At 66.1% G+C, this 20,819-nt stretch carries 15 protein-coding genes; 11 read left to right on the forward strand and 4 right to left on the reverse strand.

What is annotated here, in order from left to right; all coding sequences use genetic code 11:
• Positions 1 to 76 precede the first annotated feature (76 nt).
• A complete protein-coding gene (phoU, locus tag IWX75_RS12010) occupies positions 77 to 736 on the reverse strand; it encodes a phosphate signaling complex protein PhoU (RefSeq protein ID WP_196822463.1) in 660 nt (219 codons plus the stop codon).
• Positions 737 to 907: 171 nt separating this feature from the next.
• On the opposite strand from phoU, the gene IWX75_RS12015 reads away from it, so the two are divergent.
• Positions 908 to 2,134, forward strand: coding sequence for a sensor histidine kinase (locus tag IWX75_RS12015; RefSeq protein WP_196822464.1), 1,227 nt, complete (start codon positions 908 to 910; stop codon positions 2,132 to 2,134).
• Positions 2,131 to 2,811: a response regulator gene (locus tag IWX75_RS12020; RefSeq protein ID WP_196822465.1), complete on the forward strand. Its 681-nt coding sequence runs from the start codon at positions 2,131 to 2,133 to the stop codon at positions 2,809 to 2,811. Before IWX75_RS12015 ends, IWX75_RS12020 begins: the two co-directional genes overlap by 4 nt.
• Before the next feature lie 4 nt (positions 2,812 to 2,815).
• On the opposite strand, the gene IWX75_RS12025 is transcribed toward IWX75_RS12020, so the two are convergent.
• Positions 2,816 to 3,352: a hypothetical protein gene (locus IWX75_RS12025; protein WP_196822466.1), complete on the reverse strand. Its 537-nt coding sequence runs from the start codon at positions 3,350 to 3,352 to the stop codon at positions 2,816 to 2,818.
• A gap of 257 nt (positions 3,353 to 3,609) precedes the next feature.
• Here IWX75_RS12025 and IWX75_RS12030 point away from each other — a divergent pair, with 257 nt between their 5' ends.
• The 6 genes from IWX75_RS12030 to glgX all read left to right on the forward strand — a co-directional run bounded on the left by IWX75_RS12030 (position 3,610) and on the right by glgX (position 10,122).
• A complete protein-coding gene (locus IWX75_RS12030) occupies positions 3,610 to 4,092 on the forward strand; it encodes a CarD family transcriptional regulator (RefSeq protein ID WP_026532725.1) in 483 nt (160 codons plus the stop codon).
• A gap of 63 nt (positions 4,093 to 4,155) precedes the next feature.
• Positions 4,156 to 4,950: a 2-C-methyl-D-erythritol 4-phosphate cytidylyltransferase gene (gene ispD / locus IWX75_RS12035; RefSeq protein ID WP_334684298.1), complete on the forward strand. Its 795-nt coding sequence runs from the start codon at positions 4,156 to 4,158 to the stop codon at positions 4,948 to 4,950.
• On the forward strand, positions 4,931 to 5,449 hold the full coding sequence (ispF, locus tag IWX75_RS12040) for a 2-C-methyl-D-erythritol 2,4-cyclodiphosphate synthase (protein ID WP_196822467.1): 519 nt from the start codon (positions 4,931 to 4,933) through the stop codon (positions 5,447 to 5,449). The genes ispD and ispF overlap by 20 nt, the downstream gene beginning before the upstream one ends.
• 40 nt (positions 5,450 to 5,489) lie before the next feature.
• Complete coding sequence (cysS, locus tag IWX75_RS12045) at positions 5,490 to 6,950, forward strand: cysteine--tRNA ligase (RefSeq protein WP_196822468.1); 1,461 nt, start codon at positions 5,490 to 5,492, stop codon at positions 6,948 to 6,950.
• 86 nt (positions 6,951 to 7,036) lie between these two features.
• Positions 7,037 to 8,017: a 23S rRNA (guanosine(2251)-2'-O)-methyltransferase RlmB gene (gene rlmB / locus IWX75_RS12050; protein WP_196822469.1), complete on the forward strand. Its 981-nt coding sequence runs from the start codon at positions 7,037 to 7,039 to the stop codon at positions 8,015 to 8,017.
• Between the two features lie 11 nt (positions 8,018 to 8,028).
• Positions 8,029 to 10,122, forward strand: coding sequence for a glycogen debranching protein GlgX (glgX, locus tag IWX75_RS12055; RefSeq protein ID WP_334684299.1), 2,094 nt, complete (start codon positions 8,029 to 8,031; stop codon positions 10,120 to 10,122).
• A 39-nt stretch (positions 10,123 to 10,161) separates the two neighbouring features.
• On the opposite strand, the gene glgP is transcribed toward glgX, so the two are convergent.
• The gene (gene glgP / locus IWX75_RS12060) at positions 10,162 to 12,774 is read right to left on the reverse strand and encodes an alpha-glucan family phosphorylase (protein ID WP_196822470.1); all 2,613 of its coding nucleotides are present in this window, start codon (positions 12,772 to 12,774) and stop codon (positions 10,162 to 10,164) included.
• A gap of 135 nt (positions 12,775 to 12,909) precedes the next feature.
• On the opposite strand from glgP, the gene IWX75_RS12065 reads away from it, so the two are divergent.
• The 3 genes from IWX75_RS12065 to glgB are packed head-to-tail and all read left to right on the forward strand — an operon-like array spanning position 12,910 to position 20,455.
• Complete coding sequence (locus IWX75_RS12065) at positions 12,910 to 14,949, forward strand: alpha-1,4-glucan--maltose-1-phosphate maltosyltransferase (protein WP_442858976.1); 2,040 nt, start codon at positions 12,910 to 12,912, stop codon at positions 14,947 to 14,949.
• Entirely contained in the window at positions 14,949 to 16,715 is a 1,767-nt protein-coding gene (treS, locus tag IWX75_RS12070) for a maltose alpha-D-glucosyltransferase (RefSeq protein WP_196822471.1), read from the forward strand. Before IWX75_RS12065 ends, treS begins: the two co-directional genes overlap by 1 nt.
• On the forward strand, positions 16,715 to 20,455 hold the full coding sequence (gene glgB / locus IWX75_RS12075; protein ID WP_196822472.1) for a 1,4-alpha-glucan branching protein GlgB: 3,741 nt from the start codon (positions 16,715 to 16,717) through the stop codon (positions 20,453 to 20,455). Before treS ends, glgB begins: the two co-directional genes overlap by 1 nt.
• 175 nt (positions 20,456 to 20,630) lie before the next feature.
• Here the strand turns inward: glgB and IWX75_RS17730 are convergent.
• On the reverse strand, positions 20,631 to 20,819 hold a 189-nt coding region (locus tag IWX75_RS17730; RefSeq protein WP_334684300.1), incomplete at its 5' end, for a hypothetical protein.

A 20,819-nucleotide genomic window follows, 5' to 3' on the forward strand; every position in this document is an offset into this window, starting at 1 on the left:
CAGCAGAGAACGGCAAATCACATACGACGACGGCGGCCCCGGAAGGCCGCCGTCGTCGTCGTAGGTGAAGAAGCCGCTAGGTCAGCGGAGCACTCGGGTGCCACTCGCCGGTCACGAGGTAGGTGACCTTGCGGGATACCGACACGCCATGGTCGGCGAAACGTTCGAAGTACCGGCTCGCGAGGGTGATATCGACCGCGGTGGGGGCGGACTCGTTCCAGTCCTCCGAGGCGATGGCCCGGAAGACGCTCGCGTGCAGCTCATTGACGCGGGCGTTCGCGGCGTTGATCTCGCTGTTCAGTTCGAGGTTGCGGGTCTCGAGGAGTTCGGTGACCTTCGTCGCGATCTGGAAGTCGAGGTCGGCGAGTTCGTCGAAGATGGGGCGGATGCGCTCCGGGACCACGTTGGCGGGGAAACGCAGTCTGGCCAGCTGGGCGATGTGTCGTGCGAGGTCCCCCATGCGCTCGAGGGAAGCGCTCATCCGCAGCGCCCCGACGATCATCCGCAGGTCACTCGCCACCGGGCCCTGCAGGGCCAGGACGTCGATCGCGCGTTCATCGAGGGCGTTCTGCAGGAAATCGATGCGGGCGTCCGCAGCGATCACTTCCTGCGCCAGCTCGGTGTCGGCACCCCTGAAAGCACTGTCGGCCCTCTGGATCGCCTCCGATACGAGCTTCGAGATCTCGATCAGTTCCTCGCCGATCTGGTGGAGTTCGGCCTGGAAAACCTTACGCACGTGGGCGTCCTTTCCGTTGAAGTGATAGTTCAACTGCGTGCACAGTTCCGTCCACGACAATCTCAGGCGAGCATGAACTATTGCACAGCTTCTAGTGAACGTTAGTTGAACCCCTTGCCTATTGCCACCGGATCAGGTCCGGGCGGGAACGCCAGCGCATAAGCTGGGAACGTGGATTTCGTATTCCTTAGCCTGACCGCCGGGCTCGTCGGCCTAGCGCTCGGTGTCTTCGGCATGCTGGCGTACCGCACGAGTGAAACCCAGCGGAGCCAGCTCCTCTATGAGGACGAGCCGGTGCTGCCCGACGGCGCCGCTGAGGTTCTCTCGATCATCGGCCGGGCCTACGTGATCGTGGACGCAATCGATGGCGTGGTCCGTGCCAGCCCGGCGGCCTACGCGTTCGGCCTGGTGCGCGGGCATACCGTGGTCCACGCGGAACTCCTCGCCCTGACCTCGCGCGTGAGGCGCGACGGCGTGATCGAGCAGGAGCAGCTGGAACTGCCGCGCGGCCCCCTCGGCCAGGGCAGCATCGTGATCCAGGTGCGGGTGGCGGCCCTCGGAACCGAATACATCCTGATCCTCGCCGACGACCGCACCGAGATCACGCGTACCGAGGAGATCCGGAACGATTTCGTCGCCAATGTGTCCCACGAGCTGAAGACACCAGTGGGTGCCATCTCGCTGCTCGCTGAAACCATCCACGAAGCTGCGGAGGACGAGGTGGCGGTGCGGCGGTTCGCCCAGCGCATGCACAAGGAGTCCGCGCGGCTCTCGGCCCTCGTTCAGGACATCATCGAGCTGTCCCGCCTGCAGGGGGCCGACGTGGTGCGCCGGGGCAAGCCCGTCAACATCAATACGGTGATCGCGGAGGCCGTGGACCGCAACAAACTGCCCGCGGAGAGCAAGCGGATCGACATCGTGGTCGGCGGGTCGGTGGCGCTGCCGGTGTTCGGGGACCCGGACCTGTTGATGACGGCGTTCCGCAACCTCATCGACAACGCCATCCGCTATTCGCCGGAGGGCACCAGGGTAGGAGTGGGGCTGCGTTCCCGCGACGGCCTGGTGCAGGTCTCCGTCACCGACCAGGGCACGGGGATCACTCCCGAGGAGCAGGAGCGGATTTTCGAGCGGTTCTACCGCATCGACGCCGCCCGCTCCCGGCAGACGGGCGGGACCGGCCTCGGCCTCAGCATCGTCAAGCACGTCGTCTCCAACCACGGCGGCGAGGTGACGGTGTGGTCGCAGGCGGGACAGGGCAGCACCTTCACCGTGCGGCTGCCCGAGATGGAAGCCGGCGACGACGACACCGCTCCGCCACCGGTCCGCCCGGCGGCGACAGTACCCAAACCAACCAAAAAGGGCGGAAGCAGCGCCCAGGAACAGGGAGTCCGCGCTTGACCCGCATTCTGATTGTCGAAGACGAGGAATCCTTCAGCGACCCGCTGTCCTACCTGCTCGGCAAGGAGGGTTTCGAGGTTGCTGTGGTGGACAATGGGATCGACGCCGTCGCCGAGTTCGACCGCGCAGGAGCGGACCTCGTCCTGCTCGACCTGCAGCTTCCGGGGCTGTCCGGAACCGAGGTCTGCAGGCAGCTGAGGCAGCGCTCCAGCGTCCCCGTCATCATGCTGACCGCCAAGGACTCCGAGATCGACAAGGTGGTGGGCCTCGAACTGGGCGCCGACGACTACGTGACGAAGCCCTACTCCTCGCGGGAGCTCGTAGCCCGCGTCCGCGCAGTGCTGCGGCGGCAGGGGGAACCCGAGGAACTCGTCCCGAACACCGTCGAGGCCGGGCCGGTGCGGATGGACATCGAGCGCCATGTGGTCAGCGTCGGCGGCGTGCAGATCGCCCTGCCGCTCAAGGAGTTCGAACTGCTGGAGATGCTTCTGCGGAACTCGGGGCGGGTCCTGACACGGGGCCAACTGATCGACCGCGTGTGGGGTTCGGACTATGTGGGGGACACCAAGACGCTCGACGTGCACGTCAAACGGCTACGGACGAAAATTGAACCGGATCCGTCGAACCCGCGCTACCTGGTGACGGTGCGCGGGCTCGGTTACAAGTACGAGACCTGAGGGATCAGGTCCCCTCTGACTCTTCTTCTTCCTCGGTGACCGCAGGTTCCGGAGGTTCAGGGGTGAACCCGCCGGGAACGTATTCGCGGTATTCCTCGAGGGTTCCGTCAAGGACCGGAACGTTGAACTCCGCCGTCTCGGACTCGACGGTGAAGGTCAGGTCCAGCAGGGAGCCGGGGATTTCGGCAATGCCCGCGAGGGTGCCGTCGTCGTCCACCTCGTCCTCGAAGACCCACTTCTCGTCGGCCTCGATGGTGATCTCCGCGGTTTCGTTCTCCGCCTCGATGGTGAGCTGCACAGGAGAGTCGCTGGTGTTGATAGCCGTGCCGAGGAGCCTGCCGGGCTCGCCGTCCTCCGACGAGATGACGAGGATGTTGCGCAACTCGATGGGGCCGACGTCCTTCACGATGCCGTCCGACGCTGCGTACTGGATGGTGGTGGCCTGGAGATTGTTGGCGGTGCAGCCTGTGACCCCCAGTACGGCCAGTACGGCGCCGGCAGCAGCAGCCTGCTGCACTCGGTTCTTCGGTGCACTCTTCACAGCACAAACTCCTGGGGTTCTTCTGTCGGGACAGGTTGACGAATCCGGTGAGGACCTCTGGGAACAGACTATCGGCAAAGCCCACGATCGCGTGGGTCGATTCGTTCGCCCGGAAACCCCTGAATCAGGTGATACCGCTTTCGTCAAGAGGAGAATCGTAGCTAAATCGGCTGGTTTGCCCTTGCTGACCTGCGAAAACGCGGGTTCGGCGTGTCGCTGCCGTGATAAACTGATCTGCGGGAAAGGGGAAAGTCCACATGGTTTTTGAGGTCGGCGAAACAGTTGTTTATCCTCACCACGGCGCAGCGAAAATCGAAGAGATCAAGATGCGCGTCATCAAGGGCGAAGAGAAGATGTATCTCAAGCTCAAGGTGGCACAGGGTGACCTGACAATAGAAGTACCAGCAGAAAACGTTGACCTCGTTGGGGTTCGGGACGTAGTGGGCAAGGAAGGCCTCGAGCATGTGTTCGATGTCCTCCGGGCCGAATTCACTGAAGAGCCCACCAACTGGTCGCGCCGTTACAAGGCCAACCTGGAGAAGCTTGCGTCAGGTGACGTCATCAAGGTGGCCGAGGTCGTACGTGACCTCTGGCGCCGCGACCACGACCGCGGCTTGTCCGCCGGGGAGAAGCGGATGCTCGCGAAAGCGCGGCAGATCCTGATTTCCGAACTTGCACTGGCCGAGAAGACCGACGAAGAGAAGGCTGCAGTAGTTCTCGACGAAGTTCTGGCTTCCTGAACGTTCTCGAGGGGCCCCGAAAGGGGTCCCTCTTTTTCGTTTAACCTGCCGTAGGGTGAAGCCGTGCCACGTCATCAGCCCGAGAAAACCCCCGCCGACACTGCTTCTTCAGGAATGCCTGGAAGCGGAACCCGGAACGGAGTCATCCTCGTGGCTGCCGGCTCGGGGCAGCGGCTGGGTTTCGGCATCCCGAAGGCCCGCGTGCTCTGCGGGGGAGTGACCCTTCTTGAACACGCCCTGGCGAACGTCCTCGCCTCGGGTGTGGCGCACGAGATCGTGGTGGTCATCCCCGGAGACGACATCGCCCTCGCGGCGGTGGCGCAGGCTGCGTCCGGGGCGGTCCGCGTGACGACGGTGCCCGGCGGGCCGAGCCGGGCGGCATCGGTCCGAGCCGGGCTCACCGGACTCAGCGACGCGGTGAGCCGGGTGCTGGTGCACGACGCCGCGCGGGCGCTCACCCCGGACTACGTGTTCCAGCGGGTCGAATCCCGCCTGTCCGAGGGCGCCACCGCCGTCATTCCCGTGCTTCCCGTGGTCGACACCGTGAAGATCGTGCGCAACGGGCAGGTGGCGGGGACACCGGACCGCGCCGAACTCCGGATCGTCCAGACGCCCCAGGGCTTTGACGCGGGAGTCCTACGCAGCGCCCATGACCGGGCGGATGCGGCAGATCCGGCCATTACCGATGACGCCATGCTCGTTGAGCTCCAGGGCGTTCCCGTGGTGGTGGTGGACGGCGATCCACTGGCCTTCAAGGTCACCACGCCTCTCGATCTGGCACTCGCCGAGACTCTGGTCGCGGGAAAGACTCCCTCCCTCCTCCCGGAAAGGCCGAACCATGTACCTGAGCGACCATGAGCACCTTCCCCGCACCGGCATCGGCGTCGACGTCCACGCCTACGCACCTGACGGCGACCCGGCGCCGCTGTGGCTCGCCGGCCTGCTGTGGGACGGGGAGCGGGGACTCTCCGGGCACTCCGACGGCGACGCCGCTGCACACGCCGCAGCGGACGCACTGTTCTCCGCGGCGGGAGTGGGAGATCTCGGAACGCACTTCGGCACCGACCGTCCAGAGTACGCCGGCGCCTCGGGCGCCCTCCTCCTGAAGCGGGCGGCCGCGATCGTGCGCGAGGCGGGGTTCGACATCGGGAACATCGCAGTCCAGATCATCGGAAACCGTCCCAAATTCGCGCCCCGCCGCGCCGAGGCCGAGGCGACCCTGTCCGACGCCGCGCAGGCTCCCGTCAGCATCTCCGCGACCACGACCGACGGCCTCGGCCTCACCGGCCGCGGGGAGGGCGTCGCGGCGGTGGCGACCGCCGTCGTCGTCCGGTCCAGGCCGCGCCCGGGCAGCTAACCGGAGACCCGTGGCGACCGCCGCCGGGTAATCTGGAGCGGTGAGCCTGCGATTCTATGACACCGCCCAAGCCGAGGTGCGCGACTTCGCACCCCTGATCCCGGGCAAGGCCAGCCTCTATTACTGCGGCGCCACGGTGCAGGGCATGCCGCACGTCGGGCACATCCGTTCGGCGATCGCCTTCGACCAGCTCACGCGCTGGCTCGAAGCGAGGGGGCACCGCGTGACGGTCGTCCGGAACGTGACCGACATCGACGACAAGATCCTGGCCAAATCCCTCGCCTCGTTCGGGGCAGGCGCTGCCGACGCGGACCCGGCGACGGTGCCCGATGAGCCGTGGTGGGCCCTCGCCTACCGGTACGAGCTCGAGTTCACCAAGGCCTACGATGCCCTCGGGGTGCGCCGGCCCACCTACGAGCCACGCGCCACAGGGCACATCCCGGAGATGCACGCCCTGATCGGGCAGCTGATCGAGCGCGGGCACGCCTACCCGGCCCTCGATGATTCCGGCGACGTCTACTTCGACGTCCGGTCCTGGCCTGCCTACGGATCCCTCACGCGCCAGAACATCGACGACATGCAGGGCGCGCCCGACGCCGGTCCACGCGGCAAGCGGGATCCGCGGGACTTCGCGCTGTGGAAGGGCTCGAAGGACACTGACCCGCCCTCGGCATCCTGGCCCAGCCCATGGGGAACCGGCCGGCCGGGCTGGCACCTCGAATGCTCGGCGATGGTGATTAAGTACCTCGGACCCGAATTCGACATCCACGGCGGCGGGCTGGACCTGCGCTTCCCGCACCACGAGAACGAGATGGCCCAATCGCAGGCCGCGGGCCATCCTTTCGCCCGGTTCTGGATGCACAACGGCATGGTGACCTACCAGGGCGAGAAGATGTCGAAATCCGTCGGCAACACAGTGAGCCCCGCGGAGATGCTCGCCGTCGCGGGCCCACGCGTGGTGCGCTACTACCTCGGACAGGCCCACTACCGCTCGGTGCTCGATTACAGCCCCACCTCCCTCGAGGAGGCCGCGGCAGCCGTGGGGCGCATCGACGGCTTTCTTGCGAAGGCATCCGCGAGGGTGGGGGAGGCCGAGGGAGCAACCGACCCGGCGGCCCACCTGCCCGAGGAGTTCGGCAGGGCCATGGATGACGACCTCAACGTCCCGCAGGCGCTCGCCGTGCTCCACGGAACCGTCCGCGCGGGCAATACCGCGCTGGCGGACGGGAACGACGCCGACGCCGGCGCTGCCCTGGCCGCTGTCCTTGCCATGACGAGGGTTCTCGGGCTCGATGACGCACAGCAGGCTACCGGCTCCGGGAAGTCGGCCGCCGGCATCGCGCTCGACTCCCTGGTCCGTTCCCAGCTCACGCAGCGGGATGAGGCGCGTGCCGCAAGGGACTGGTCCCGGGCCGACGCCATCCGGGATGCCCTGGCCGCAGCCGGGGTCACCGTGGAGGACTCGGCTGCCGGAGCGACGTGGCGGTTGGAAGCGCCCTGACCGGGTGCGGAGCGGCGCGTATCCGGCGCCGTCGCGCTTCCGCGTAAACTGGGGAAGATTCTTCTTCTATTTAAAGGTGTTTTTCCATGGCCAGTCACGGACGTCCAGGCGCAGTGCGCAAGTTGAAAAAGGGGCCCACCATCGGCACCGGCGGCCATGGACGCAAGTCGCTCGAAGGTAAGGGCCCGACGCCGAAGGCGGAGGACCGCCCCTATCACCAGGCGTACAAGAACAAGGAGCTGGCCGACCGGTCAGCGGCGAAGCGCGGTGGGAAGAGCGCCGGCACCGGGCGGACCAAGGGCAAGGCGGCCGAGGAGATCGTCACCGGCCGCAACTCGGTGGTCGAGGCCCTGCGCGCAGGCATTCCCGCCAAGACCCTCCACGTGGCGATCCGCATCGAGATGGACGACCGCGTACGGGAGTCGCTCAAAATGGCGACCGAGCGGGGCATCCCGGTGATGGAAACGGGGAAGCCGGAACTCGACCGGATGACCGATGGTGCCGTGCACCAGGGCCTCATGCTCCAGATTCCACCCTACGAGTACGCCGACGCCCTCGACCTCGCCGACGACACCCTGGACAAGTTCAAGCGTGGCCACATCTCCAACGCGCCGCTCTTCATCGCCCTCGACGGCATCACCGACCCGAGGAACCTCGGTGCGATCATCCGCTCCGCCTCCGCGTTCAGCGCGCACGGCGTCATCGTTCCCGAGCGCCGGTCGGTGGGCGTGACGGCGTCCGCCTGGAAAACGAGCGCCGGGGCAGCCGTCCGCGTACCGGTAGCACGCGTCGGCAACCTGAACTCCGCCCTGAAGACCTTCAAGCAGAAGGGTATCTTCGTTCTCGGTCTCGACGGCGACGGCGACGTCTCACTTCCGGACCTGACCCTGTCCAGCGACCCGATCTGCATCGTCGTGGGGTCGGAGGGCAAGGGGCTCTCCCGCCTGGTGCGGGAGAACTGCGACCAGATCGTCTCCATTCCGATCGACTCCGCCATGGAGTCCCTCAATGCGTCGATGGCGGTGGGAATCACGCTGTACGAGGTGTCCCGCCAGCGCTCTTCCTGAGCACCGGAACGGTGCAACCCATCAGCGCGCAGGGACAGGCAGCCCATTCCTCGAGTGAGTTCCCCCTCGGCCTTCACCGGTTGAGGGGTCGATGGGCTGATGACGCCCACGCGAACGCCGCAGTGTGGGCGCCCTCCATACCGTCGATCGACGTCCACTACCAGAGCCCCACCGGCGGCTGGACGTCCGAGACCCTTCCGGGCCTCGACGGCGGGGTGCACCACGGGGTGATCGGACCCATTGCGCAGGGTGCCTCCTACGCGTTCTGGCCCACCGGTGAGGCCCTTCCCGGGGCTCCGGGGACGTCGCAGCTCCTGCTCGATCCCTATGGGCGCGCGATCGAAGTCGACGACGCCGCATCGAGCCCGGCGTATTTCTCGGTGTTCGTGGAGCACTCCTTCGACTGGGGTACCTCCGAGCGTCCGCGCACGCCCTGGCGGGACACCGTGGTGTACGAGGCCCATGTCAAGGGACTGACGCAGCTGCACCCAGGGGTGCCCGAGAACCTGCGGGGAACCTATGCGGGCCTCGCCCATCCCGCCATGGTCGGGTACCTGAAGGAACTCGGCATCACGGCGGTGGAACTGCTGCCGGTCCACTTCCACATCGACGAGCCCCACCTCGAACCGCTCGGCCTGACCAACTACTGGGGCTACAACACGCTGGGCTTCTTCGCAGCCCACTCCGGCTATGCCACGAAGCAGGCCCGGGCCGCCGGCCCGGAAGCCGTCATCGCGGAGTTCAAGGGCATGGTGAAGCAGCTCCACGAGGCGGGCCTCGAAGTGATCCTGGACGTCGTGTACAACCACACCGCCGAAGGCCCGCAGGGCCGCCCCGCGCTGTGCTGGCGGGGACTGGGGGACCGGGACTACTACCGGCACGACGACGCCGGCCGGTACGTCGACACCACGGGCTGCGGCAACTCCCTCGACTTCTCGAAGACCAAGGTGGTCGAATTCGCCCTCGACTCGCTCCGCTACTGGGCGGAGGAGTTCCAGATCGACGGCTTCCGGTTCGACCTCGCCGTCACCCTGTGCCGCGACGAATCGAACACCTTCACCCCGCGCCACCCCTTCCTCGTGGCGGCGGGGGCCTCACGGGCACTGCGCGGCGTCAAACTCATCGCCGAGCCCTGGGATATCGGCATGGGAGGCTGGCAGACCGGGAACTTCCCGCACGGCTGGGCGGACTGGAACGACGGCTTCCGCGACACCGTCAAGGACTTCTGGTTGCGGGACCATGCGGCGCTCCGCGCTGGAGGGCGGGGGTCCTCGCCCGGGCAATTGGCGGGACGCCTCGCCGGCTCTACCGATACCTTTGCGCGCTCCGGCCGGAGTCCCCTGGCCTCCCTCAACTTCGTGACGGCACACGACGGCTTCACGCTGGCGGACCTCACCATGTACGACCGCAAACACAACGAGGACAACGGCGAAGGCAACCGTGACGGGCACAGCGATAACCGCAGCTACAACCACGGAGCGGAAGGGCGGTCGGAGGACGAGGGCATCATCGCCGCGCGCGAGCAGACCGCCCGCAACCTGATGGCCTCACTGCTGGTCTCGCTGGGCGTCCCGATGATCACCGCGGGGGACGAGTTCGGCCGGACCCAGCGGGGCAACAACAACGCCTACTGCCAGGACAACGAGCTTGCGTGGGTGCACTGGCCGCAGGACGCGGCAGCAAGACGGATGCTCGAGGCCACCCGGACGCTGCTGACGATCCGGCGCGACTTCCTCGCCGGGCTCCCGGCAAGCTTTCCGGCCCGCCGCGACAGCTCCACGCTCCTGTGGTTCAGCGCTGCCGGACTGCCCATGACCCCGGGGGAGTGGGACAACCCGGCCACCCGCACCGTGCAGTTCCTGCTGGGGTCACACGGCGGAACGGTGAACGGGCTGGTGGTGATGAACGGATCCCTCGAGGACCAGAGGATCCATCTTCCGGCCGCCTGGATCCTCCAGAACCAGGGGATCGACGACGCCCAGCCCCGGTGGTTCGAGCGCACCTTCGACTCCGCCGATCCGGCGATGAAACGCAACGGAGCCCGCCTGCTCTCGGGCGAGGCGGACTCCGTTGCAGCCAACTCGGTCAGCATCTACCGCTGCTGACCGGGTGGGCCGGGCGGCCGGATTGCTCCGGAGGCCCGGTCAGGCGTTGACGACGAGGCCGAGTTCCGCCTTCGACACCAGGGTCGAGTGCCTGGGCAGCACCCGTACGGTGTAGCCGAAGGAGCCGGAGTGATCGATCGTGATTCCGCCCGTGAACAGGTAGCGGCCGCTTCCAAGGTTCTCGGCGACGCCCAGATCCTCCAGCGCCACGCTGTCGAGTTCGTCGTTGTCCGACGCCCGCCCGAACGCAACCTCGACGGCGACGTCGTCGGGGTCCAGGTTGCCGAGCGCCACGTAGGCGTTGACGGTCAGGGAGTCACCGATCTGGGGATCTTCCGTTACGCCCACCGAATCGACGTGCTCCACCTGCACTGCCGACCAGCCGCCCTGGATCCTTGAACGCCAGGCGGCAGTGCGCTTCGCCAGGGCGTAGGAGTCGGCGACGGCGTCGCGTCCGGCCCGCCACGCCGGCTGGTACAGCTGCCCCACGTAGTCCTGCAGCATGCGCTCGGCCGAAACAGCGGGCCCGAGGGTGGCCATGGTGTGCTTGATCATGGCGATCCACTGGTGGGGGATGCGGTCGGGTGACGGCTCCGAAGGCCCTGCGGCGCCGGCTCCCATGGCGGGGACCGATCCGTAGAACCTGGGGCCGACCTGCGTTTCGAGCAGGTCGTAGAGGGCTGCGGCCTCGATGTCGTCGCGCTCGTCCGCCGACGCGCCGTTGTCGGCAGTGGGGATGGCCCACCCGTTGTCGCCGTCGTACATCTCGTCCCACCAGCCATCGAGCACCGAAAGGTTGAGGCCGCCGTTGATGGCCGACTTCATGCCCGAGGTTCCGCAGGCCTCAAGGGGACGCAGCGGGTTGTTGAGCCACACGTCGCAGCCCGGGAAGAGCGTACGGGCCATCGCGATGTCGTAGTTCGGCAGGAACACGATGCGGTGGCGCACGGCCGGGTCGTCGGTGAAACGGACCAGGTCCTGGATCATCCGCTTGCCCTGCTCGTCCGCGGGGTGCGACTTCCCGGCGATCACCAGCTGGATCGGGTGCTCGGCATGGAGCAGCAGTGCCTTCAGGCGCGCGGGGTCCCGGAGCATGAGCGTCAGGCGCTTGTAGGTGGGCACGCGGCGGGCGAAACCGATGGTCAGGACATCCGGGTCGAGCACGGAATCGGTCCACGCGAGCTCGGCGTCGGCTGCGCCACGCGTTTTCCAGGAGGCGCGCAGGCGACGCCGGACGTCGGCCACGAGGTTCGAGCGGAGGCTACGGCGCAGCGCCCAGATCTCGGGGTCGGCGACGTCGTACACGCGGGACCATTTCGGGTCGAGGATCGACTCGGCACCGAAGTTCTTCCGCGCGAAGTCGACGATCTGCGGGTCGACCCAGGAGGGAACATGAACACCGTTGGTCACCGAGGTGATCGGCACCTCGCGTGTGTCGAATCCCGGCCAGAGTCCCGAGAACATGCCGCGGGACACCTCGCCGTGCAGCTTCGCCACGCCGTTGGCACGCTGGGCCAGGCGGAGGCCCATCACCGCCATGTTGAACTTGGCCGGATCCCCGTCGGCGTAGTTCTCTGCACCGAGTGCGAGAACCTTGTCCGTGGGGACCGAGTGGGCGAGGCCGGCATTGAAGAAGTGCTCGATCTGGGTGCAGTCGAAGCGGTCGATTCCCGCGGGGACCGGGGTGTGCGTGGTGAAGACGGTGGAAGCCCTTCCCGCCGTCAGGGCTTCCTCCCAGCTCATGGGGGATTCGCTGGAGGGATCCATCAGTTCACGGATCCGTTCGATGCCCAGGAAACCGGCGTGTCCCTCGTTGGTGTGGAACACCTCGGGGGCGGGCGTTCCGGTGAGCCGCTCGAAGATCCGGAGCGCCTTGACGCCGCCCATGCCGAGCAGCAGCTCCTGCTGCAGGCGCTGGTCTCCGCCCCCGCCGTACAGGCGGTCGGTGACGTTGCGTGCGGCTTCGTCGTTGCCTGCCACGTTCGAGTCGAGCAGGAGCAGTGGTACGCGGCCGACGTCGGCGCGCCAGATGTGGGCGGACAGCTGCCGGCCGTTGGGGAGCGGAAGGACGACCTTCGCTGCGCTGCCGTCCTCCTCGCGGAGCAGGGTCAGCGGCAGGCCGTCGGGATCGAGGACCGGATAGGTCTCCTGCTGCCAGGCGTCACGGGACAGTGACTGCTTGAAGTAGCCCGCCTGGTACAGCAGGCCGACGCCGATGAGCGGCACTCCGAGGTCGGAGGCCGATTTCAGGTGGTCGCCGGCAAGGATGCCGAGGCCGCCGGAGTACTGCGGCAGTACGGCGCTGATGCCGTACTCGGGGGAGAAGTAGGCGATCGAGCGGGGTGCATCGTCACCGAGTGACTGGTACCAGCGGGGCTCGCTGAGGTAGTTGTCGAGATCAGCACCCAGGTCCTGGATCCGCTGGACGAGCTGCTTGTCGGCCGCCAGCTGGCGCAGCTGTTCACGCGTCACCGAGCCGAGGAACGACACCGGATCATGGCCGCTGGCTGCCCATGCGGCGGGGTCGATGTCCTCGAAGAGGCGCGAGGTCGGCAGGTGCCACGACCATCGCAGGTTGCCGGCGAGCTTGCCCAGGGGGGCGATGCTCTCGGGGAGGACGGTACGGACTGTAAATCTGCGGATTGCCTTCACGGGATTTACGCTAGCGCAGTTGTTCCAGTTGTTGGGTAAGGCCAACGCAACCGCTTACGTAAATCGCCCAGTTAATCCCTATGTTACGGGAAGCCCCCTTAGCAATTCCGCTGAATACTCGCTAACGTCAGGTGCGTGACGATTTCGAGTGAGCAGCCCCGCAATGTCCCCTACCCCGAGGGGCTGCGCTTCGGCCGCATCCCTATCACCGCCGTAGCCCCCGTGATCGAGGACGGCAGGTTCCCCTCGAAGGCGATCCCGGATTCCGACATCACTGTAGGTGCGACGGTGTTCCGCGAGGGCCATGACCAGCTCGGTGTCTCTGCCGTCCTGTACGACCCGCGCGGCAAGGAAGTCCAGCGCATCCGGCTCACCGCCGTCGGCGCCGGGCTGGACCGGTGGGAAGGCCGGCTCCGCCCGGCAGCGCGCGGACTCCACACCTTCACCATCGAGGGCTGGTCGGATCTCTACGGGACGTGGGAGCACGACGCGTCGATCAAGATCGCCGCAGGAGTGGACGTCGACCTCATGCTCGCCGAGGGCGTCGCCCTCTTCACGAGGGCAGCTGAGGAGCGGACGGCGAAGGACGCAGCACTCTTCCGCCGCACGGCGGCGGCGCTCGCCGACACTTCGCGCAGCGTCGAGGACCGGCTGGCTGCCGGTGCCACGCTTCAGGTGCTGGAGGCCATCCGACGGAAGCCCGTACGCTCCATGGTCACTGCATCGCCTGCCTACCCCATCCTGGTGGAGCGCGAGCTCGCCGGGCGCGGAGCCTGGTACGAGTTCTTTCCACGTTCGGAAGGCGCCGTCTACAACCCCGAAGCCGGGGAATGGACCTCGGGCAACTTTCGGACTGCGGCGAAGCGCCTGGACGCAGTCGCCGCCATGGGGTTCGACGTCGTCTATCTGCCCCCGATCCACCCGATCGGACGTACCCACCGCAAGGGTCCGAACAACACACTGACCGCGGGTCCCGGGGATCCAGGATCTCCCTGGGCCATCGGATCCGAGGCCGGCGGCCACGATGCCATCCACCCCGACCTCGGGACCTTCGAGGACTTCGACGCTTTCGTCGCACGGGCCGCCGAGCTGAACCTCGAGGTGGCGCTCGACTTCGCGCTCCAGGCAGCTCCGGACCATCCATGGGTCACCTCGCATCCCGAGTGGTTCACCACCCGGGTGGACGGCTCGATCGCCTACGCTGAGAATCCTCCCAAGAAGTACCAGGACATCTATCCCATCAACTTCGACAACGACCCGAAGGGCATCTCGAAGGAGATCCTACGTATCGTGCTGATGTGGATCGAGCACGGCGTGAAGGTCTTCCGCGTGGACAACCCGCACACCAAGCCGGTGCAGTTCTGGGAATGGCTGATCGCCAAGGTCAACAAGAAGCACCCCGACGTCATCTTCCTCGCCGAGGCGTTCACGCGTCCTCCGATGATGCATGCGTTGGGCCGCGCCGGCTTCCAGCAGTCCTATACCTACTTCACCTGGCGCAATACGAAGACGGAGATCGAGGAGTACTTCACCGAGATCAGCCATGTCTCACCCGCCTACTTCCGGCCGAACTTCTTCGTCAACACGCCGGACATCCTCACCGAATTCCTCCAGTACGGCGGACCTGCCGCCTTCAAGATCCGGGCAGTGCTTGCCTCGATGGCCAGCCCGATGTGGGGCGTGTACTCGGGCTACGAGCTGTTCGAGCACGTGGCGCGGCCCGGTGCCGAAGAGTACATCGACAACGAGAAGTTCCAGTACCGGCCCCGCGACTACGCGGCGGCCGAGGCGGAAGGCCGGTCGCTGGCTCCGTACATCAGCCGCCTCAACGCCATCCGGCGCTCGCATCCCGCTCTCGGTGACCTCGAGAACCTGATCCTCCACCCGAGCAGCGATTCCGCGACCGTCGCGTTCTCGAAGCACAAGGAAACCGCCGAGGGCAAGGACACCATCATCGTCGTCGTGAACCTTGATCCCCACAGCACGAGGGAAAGTACCGTCTTCCTCAATCTGGGCGCGCTTTCGATCGATGCTGCGGACCGCAACGAGGACGGCACGTTCTGGGTGGACGACCTCGTGAGCGGCCAGAGCTTCGCCTGGGGCGAGAATAATTACGTTCGGCTGGATGCCCATGTGGAACCAGCTCACATCCTTTCTGTCAGGAGGCAGCGCTAGTGCCCAATCCCTTCCAGCTGAACGCACCCGGGCTTGCCCACGACCCGCACTGGTACCGGAAGGCCGTTTTCTATGAAGTGCTGGTCCGCGGGTTCGCGGACGCCAATGGTGACGGTTCCGGAGACTTCTCGGGCCTCATCGAACGGATGGACTACCTGCAGTGGCTCGGTGTGGACTGCCTGTGGCTGCCGCCGTTCTTCAAGTCACCGCTGCGTGACGGCGGCTACGACATCGCGGACTACTACGACGTCCTCGACGAATTCGGGTCGCTGAGCGACTTCAAGCGGCTCGTCGCCGAGGCCCACGCACGCGGTGTCCGGGTCATCATCGACCTCCCGGTGAACCACACCTCCGACCAGCACCACTGGTTCCAGGAATCCCGGAGCGACCCCGAAGGTCCGTACGGTGATTTCTATGTGTGGAGCGACACCGATGAGAAGTATGAGGACGCCCGGATCATCTTCGTCGACACCGAGGAGTCCAACTGGACCTTCGACCCGGTGCGGCGGCAATTCTTCTGGCACCGCTTCTTCGGCCACCAACCGGACCTCAACTTCGAGAACCCCAAGGTCCAGGAGGCAATCTTCGACGTCGTGAAGTTCTGGCTGGACCAGGGTATCGACGGGTTCCGCGCCGACGCGATTCCCTACCTCTTCGAGGAGGAGGGAACGAACTGCGAGAATCTGCCGAAGACGCACGAGTTCCTCAAGCGGCTGCGTGCCATGGTGGACGAGAACTATCCCGGCCGTGTCATCATCGCCGAGGCCAACCAGATGCCCGAGGAGGTTGTCGAGTACTTCGGTGACGAGGAGGGCCCCGAATGCCACATGTCATTCCACTTCCCCATCATGCCCCGCCTGTTCTACGCGTTGCGTGACCAGAAGGCCGGTCCGATCATCCAGACGATGAAGGACACTCCAGCCATCCCGGCAGGAGCCCAGTGGGGGACGTTCCTTCGGAACCACGACGAGCTGACCCTCGAGATGGTGACCAACGAGGAACGCGAAGCGATGCTCGGCTGGTACGCACCGGATTCGAGGATGCGTGCCAACGTGGGTATCCGGCGCCGGCTCTCGCCGCTGCTCGACAACTCCCGCGCCGAGGTCGAGCTCATCCACGCGTTGCTGTTGTCCCTGCCCGGAAGTCCCTTCCTGTACTACGGCGACGAGATCGGCATGGGGGACAACATCTGGCTCGAGGACCGTGATGCCTCGAGGACACCGATGCAGTGGAACCCCGACCGCAACGCCGGGTTCTCCACGGCCGATCCGGGCAAGCTGTACCTGCCCGTGGTGCAGTCGCTGGTCTACAACTACAGCCACGTCAACGTGGAGGCCCAGCTCGCGACCTCGAGTTCGCTCCTGCACTGGGTCCGCCAGATGCTCGCCGTGCGGCGTGCCCACCCCGCATTCGGCCTGGGCGAGTATCGCAACGTCCCCACCGAGTCGGACGCAGTGCTTGCGTTCCTGCGCGAAGTCAAGGACGGGAATGCCGAGCACGAGCAGCCTGAAGTAGTGCTATGCATCTTCAACCTCTCCCAGCACCCGGTAGCCGCCAGGATGCACCTGCCCGAGTTCGCGGGCCGCGGGCTCCGGGACCTCTTCGGCGGGGCGATCTTCCCGGCGTTCGGCCCCGAGGGGGACCTCACCCTGACACTGGGCAGCCATGACTTCTTCTGGCTCCGGCTGCGGTCGGCTTCTTCCAATAGCTCATCTCCCCACACCGAAGCACTTCCCGTCATCCCGATCTCGGAGGCCATCAGATAATGGCGACCCATACACCTTTCATTCCTGAAATCCTCAATGAATGGCTGCCCTCGCAGCGCTGGTTCCCGGCCCGCGGACGGGACGTCGCCCTGACCGTCGTCGGCGGCACCGTGCTGGACGGCCCGAACGGTGAGGCCGGACTGGAGGTCCACTTCCTCGCCGTGGAATCCGGGCACCGCACCGACGTCGTCAGTGTTCCCCTGAGCTATCGCGAAGAGCCGCTGGAAGCTGCTGCGGCGGGCCTCATCGGTCAGGTGGACCATCCGCAACTGGGCACGCGCTGGGTGTATGACGCCACCCATGATCCGGATTTCGTCACCGCCTGGGTGAACTTCATCCGTTCGAAGAAGGCCACTCCCGACGGTCGACTCGTCCCGACGGCGCTGAAGGGCATGCCTCCGCGCAGCCGGGCGAAAGCACCGAAGGTCAAGGTCCTCCAGGGCGAACAGTCGAACACTTCGGTTGTGGTCGGCACGGGGAAGAACTCGCTGATCGTGAAGTTCTTCCGGGTTCTCGCAACCGGGGAAAGCCCCGATGTGCAGGTCAGCGCGCAGCTGACGGCGGCCGGGTCCACCGACGTCCCGCCGACCTACGGTTGGGTTACCGGTACATGGCAGCAGCCCCACGCCGAGCCGGGCCAGCACGTCATGGGTCACGTCAGTGTCCTCAGGGACTACGTCGAGAGCAGTATCGACGCCTGGCGCATCGCCGCCCTTGCAGCATCCTCGGGCACCGACTTCACGGAGGAGTCCTACGAGCTCGGGCGGGCCATTGCCCGTATTCACGTGCAGCTCAGCGGGGCCTTCGGAAGCGGTTCCGCGTCCGAGGCCGAGGAGACGGAATTCAAGGATGCGCTTGCGGGCCGCATCGAGTGGGCGTGGCGGGAGGCACGCGACGCCGTCGGGTCCCTCGACGCCGAAGTGGATCAGGTGCTCAGGGACGTGGCCGCCCTGACCGACCTTCCGGCGCTGCAGCGCATCCACGCCGACCTTCACCTGGGACAGGTACTCCGGGCTCCTGACGAATCCTGGCTCGTCATCGACTTCGAGGGTGAGCCGTTGCGCCCCACCGCCGAGCGGAGCCTCCCCGATGTGCCGCTGCGTGACGTCGTCGGGATGGTGCGTTCGCTCGAGTACGCAGCTGCCTCCCGCGGCCCCGCGGCCGAAGGAACGGATGCCGCCCGGGAGACGGAGCAGTGGGCGGCATCCGCCCGCAGTGCGTTCCTGGCCGGGTACGCCGAGGAAAGCGGCGCCGATATCGATCCCGAGGCGCCGTTGTTCAAGGCGCTCTGGCTGGACAAGGCCCTGTACGAGGTGGTGTACGAACTGCGTAACCGCCCCGATTGGGTCGAGTGGCCGGTGCGTGACGTGCGCCGCGGGCTCGGTGCCGGAGCTGAAGGAACGGCACCGGTCGGTGCTGAAGCACCGGCGGAACCCACCGCCGGCAGTTCGACGGGTAGCGTCCCTGATTCGGGCCCGACGGCGGACGCCGGGCCTGAGGCAACCGGTGCCGCCGGAACATCGCAGGGGACTCCAGCCACCCCGGCGGGAACCTCGGGTGGCCCGGTCCCGGTCGCCGAGAACATTCTGCAGCGTGTCTCCGAGGGCTCGTACCATCAGCCGCATGCGGTTCTTGGAGCGCACGTGGATGCAAGCGGCCTGGTCACGATCCGCACGCTGCGACCCCTCGCTTTGTCGGTCACCGTGGTGACGGGCGATGCACGGGTGGAGCTCGCACATGAGCACAACGGCATCTGGGTAGGAACCCTTGCCGCTGAAGTACAGGGACACACACCCGATTACCGGCTCGAGGTCACTTATGGCGGGGAGCCGCAGGTGATGGACGATCCCTACCGGTTCCTGCCGACTCTTGGTGAGGTCGATCTGCACCTCATCGGCGAGGGCCGCCACGAAACGCTGTGGACCGCGCTTGGTGCGCACGTCCGCCACTACTCGTCGGTGTTGGGCGACATTCATGGAGTGTCCTTCGCCGTCTGGGCACCGAGCGCTCAGGCGATCCGGGTCAAGGCCGACTTCAACGGCTGGGATGGCACCGTCAACGCGATGCGCGCCCTCGGCAGCTCAGGCATCTGGGAGCTCTTCGTGCCCGGCGCCGGCGCAGGGTCGTGCTACAAGTTCGAGATCCTCGGTAGCGACGGCCAATGGCGTGAGAAGGCCGATCCGATGGCGCGGGGCACCGAGGTACCTCCCCTGACAGGTTCCCGTGTCGTGGAATCGCGTTACCAGTTCGAGGATTCCGCCTGGATGGAAACCCGTGCGGCGACGGACCCGCACAACGGACCCATGAGCGTCTATGAGGTTCACCTCGGATCATGGCGCGTGGGTCTCGGGTACCGGGAGCTTGCTGAGCAGCTCGTCGAGTACGTCTCGTGGCAGGGATTCACGCATATCGAGCTCATGCCCGTGGCGGAGCACCCGTTCGGGGGGTCCTGGGGCTACCAGGTCACTTCCTATTTCGCACCGACGTCGCGCTTCGGCAGTCCGGATGACTTCAAGTATCTGGTCGACAAGCTGCACCAGGCCGGCATCGGCGTCATCATGGACTGGGTACCCGCTCACTTCCCGAAGGATGAGTGGGCACTCGCCAAGTTCGACGGCGGCACACTCTACGAGCACGGCGACCCGTTCCTCGGCGAGCATCAGGACTGGGGAACGCTGATCTTCGACTTCGGCCGTCGTGAGGTGCGCAACTTCCTCGTGGCGAATGCCCTGTACTGGCTCGAGGAGTTCCACATCGACGGACTGCGGGTGGATGCCGTCGCGTCGATGCTGTATCTCGACTACTCGCGCGAGGAAGGCCAGTGGAGGCCCAACAAGTTCGGCGGGCGCGAGAACCTGGAAGCGATCTCCTTCCTGCAGGAAGTGAACGCCACGGCCTACAAGCGGGCGCCCGGCATCGTGATGATCGCCGAGGAGTCCACGGCGTTCGACGGCGTCACCCGGCCCACGAGCTCCGGCGGGCTCGGCTTCGGTATCAAGTGGAACATGGGCTGGATGCACGACTCGCTCGAGTACATCGCCGAGGAGCCGATCAACCGTGTGCACCACCATGGCAAGGCGACCTTCTCGATGGTGTACGCCTACACCGAGAATTTCCTCCTTCCCATCAGCCACGACGAGGTCGTGCACGGCAAGGGATCACTGTTGCGCAAGATGCCCGGCGACCGCTGGCAGCAGCTGGCCAACGTCCGCGCCTACCTTGCTTTCCAGTGGGCGCACCCGGGCAAGCAGCTCATCTTCATGGGCTCCGAATTCGCGCAGGAATCCGAATGGGCCGAGCAGCACGGGCTCGACTGGTGGCTCTGCGACACCCCGCCGCACAAGGGCGTCCAGGAGCTGGTGCGATCGCTCAACAGCGTCTACCGGGAAACGCCTGCCCTGTACGCGCGGGACAACGAGCCCGCCGGCTTCCAGTGGATCGATGAGAACGACGGCGAGCACAACACGCTTTCCTTCATCCGGTGGGATCACCAGGGGAACCCGCTGGTGTGCATCGCGAACTTCGCCGGCGGACCGCACGAAGGATTCCGGGTCGGCCTGCCCTGGGCAGGGGAATGGACCGAAGCCCTCAACACGGATTCCGAGCAGTACGGCGGATCCGGGGTGGGTAACCAGGGTGTCGTGACCGCAGTGGAAGGAGCCCACAACGGGCAGCCCGCCTACGGCGACGTTCGGGTTCCCCCGCTCGGCGTGCTCTACCTGGTACCCCGGACCAACTGATTCCAGGCTTCGATCTCCGGCCGCCGGTCTCCCTCTCAGGAGGGGCCGGCGGCCGTTTTACATCCAGGCTCGAGCGGTGCTAGAGTTGACTTCCGCGCTGATCGAGTCTTCGATCGGGTGACAATCACAAAAATCATGTTCCACCATTCGCTATGTCGAGTGGGAACGGTGAGAATCAGCCGATTTGCAGAGTCTGATCGGGGCGGGTAGGATTGAAAAGTTGCTTCGGAGCGAGGACATGACGGTTTTGGTTGTGTTTGGTGTCGATAGTGTCTGTTGTTTGAGAACTCAATAGTGTGCCAAGTTTGTTGATACCGATTGTTTTTTGATTGGTTGAATTGGCTGGTTGTCGCGCATTTTGTGT

Source organism: Arthrobacter sp. CAN_A6, assembly GCF_015751715.1.
Classification (GTDB): domain Bacteria; phylum Actinomycetota; class Actinomycetes; order Actinomycetales; family Micrococcaceae; genus Arthrobacter_D.

Coding starts and splice junctions, on each gene's coding strand:
- IWX75_RS12030 (WP_026532725.1), top strand. CDS start 3,610: ATGGTTTTTGAGGTCGGCGAAACAGTTGTTTATCCTCACCACGGCGCA.
- rlmB (WP_196822469.1), top strand. CDS start 7,037: ATGGCCAGTCACGGACGTCCAGGCGCAGTGCGCAAGTTGAAAAAGGGG.
- glgB (WP_196822472.1), top strand. CDS start 16,715: ATGGCGACCCATACACCTTTCATTCCTGAAATCCTCAATGAATGGCTG.
- ispF (WP_196822467.1), top strand. CDS start 4,931: ATGTACCTGAGCGACCATGAGCACCTTCCCCGCACCGGCATCGGCGTC.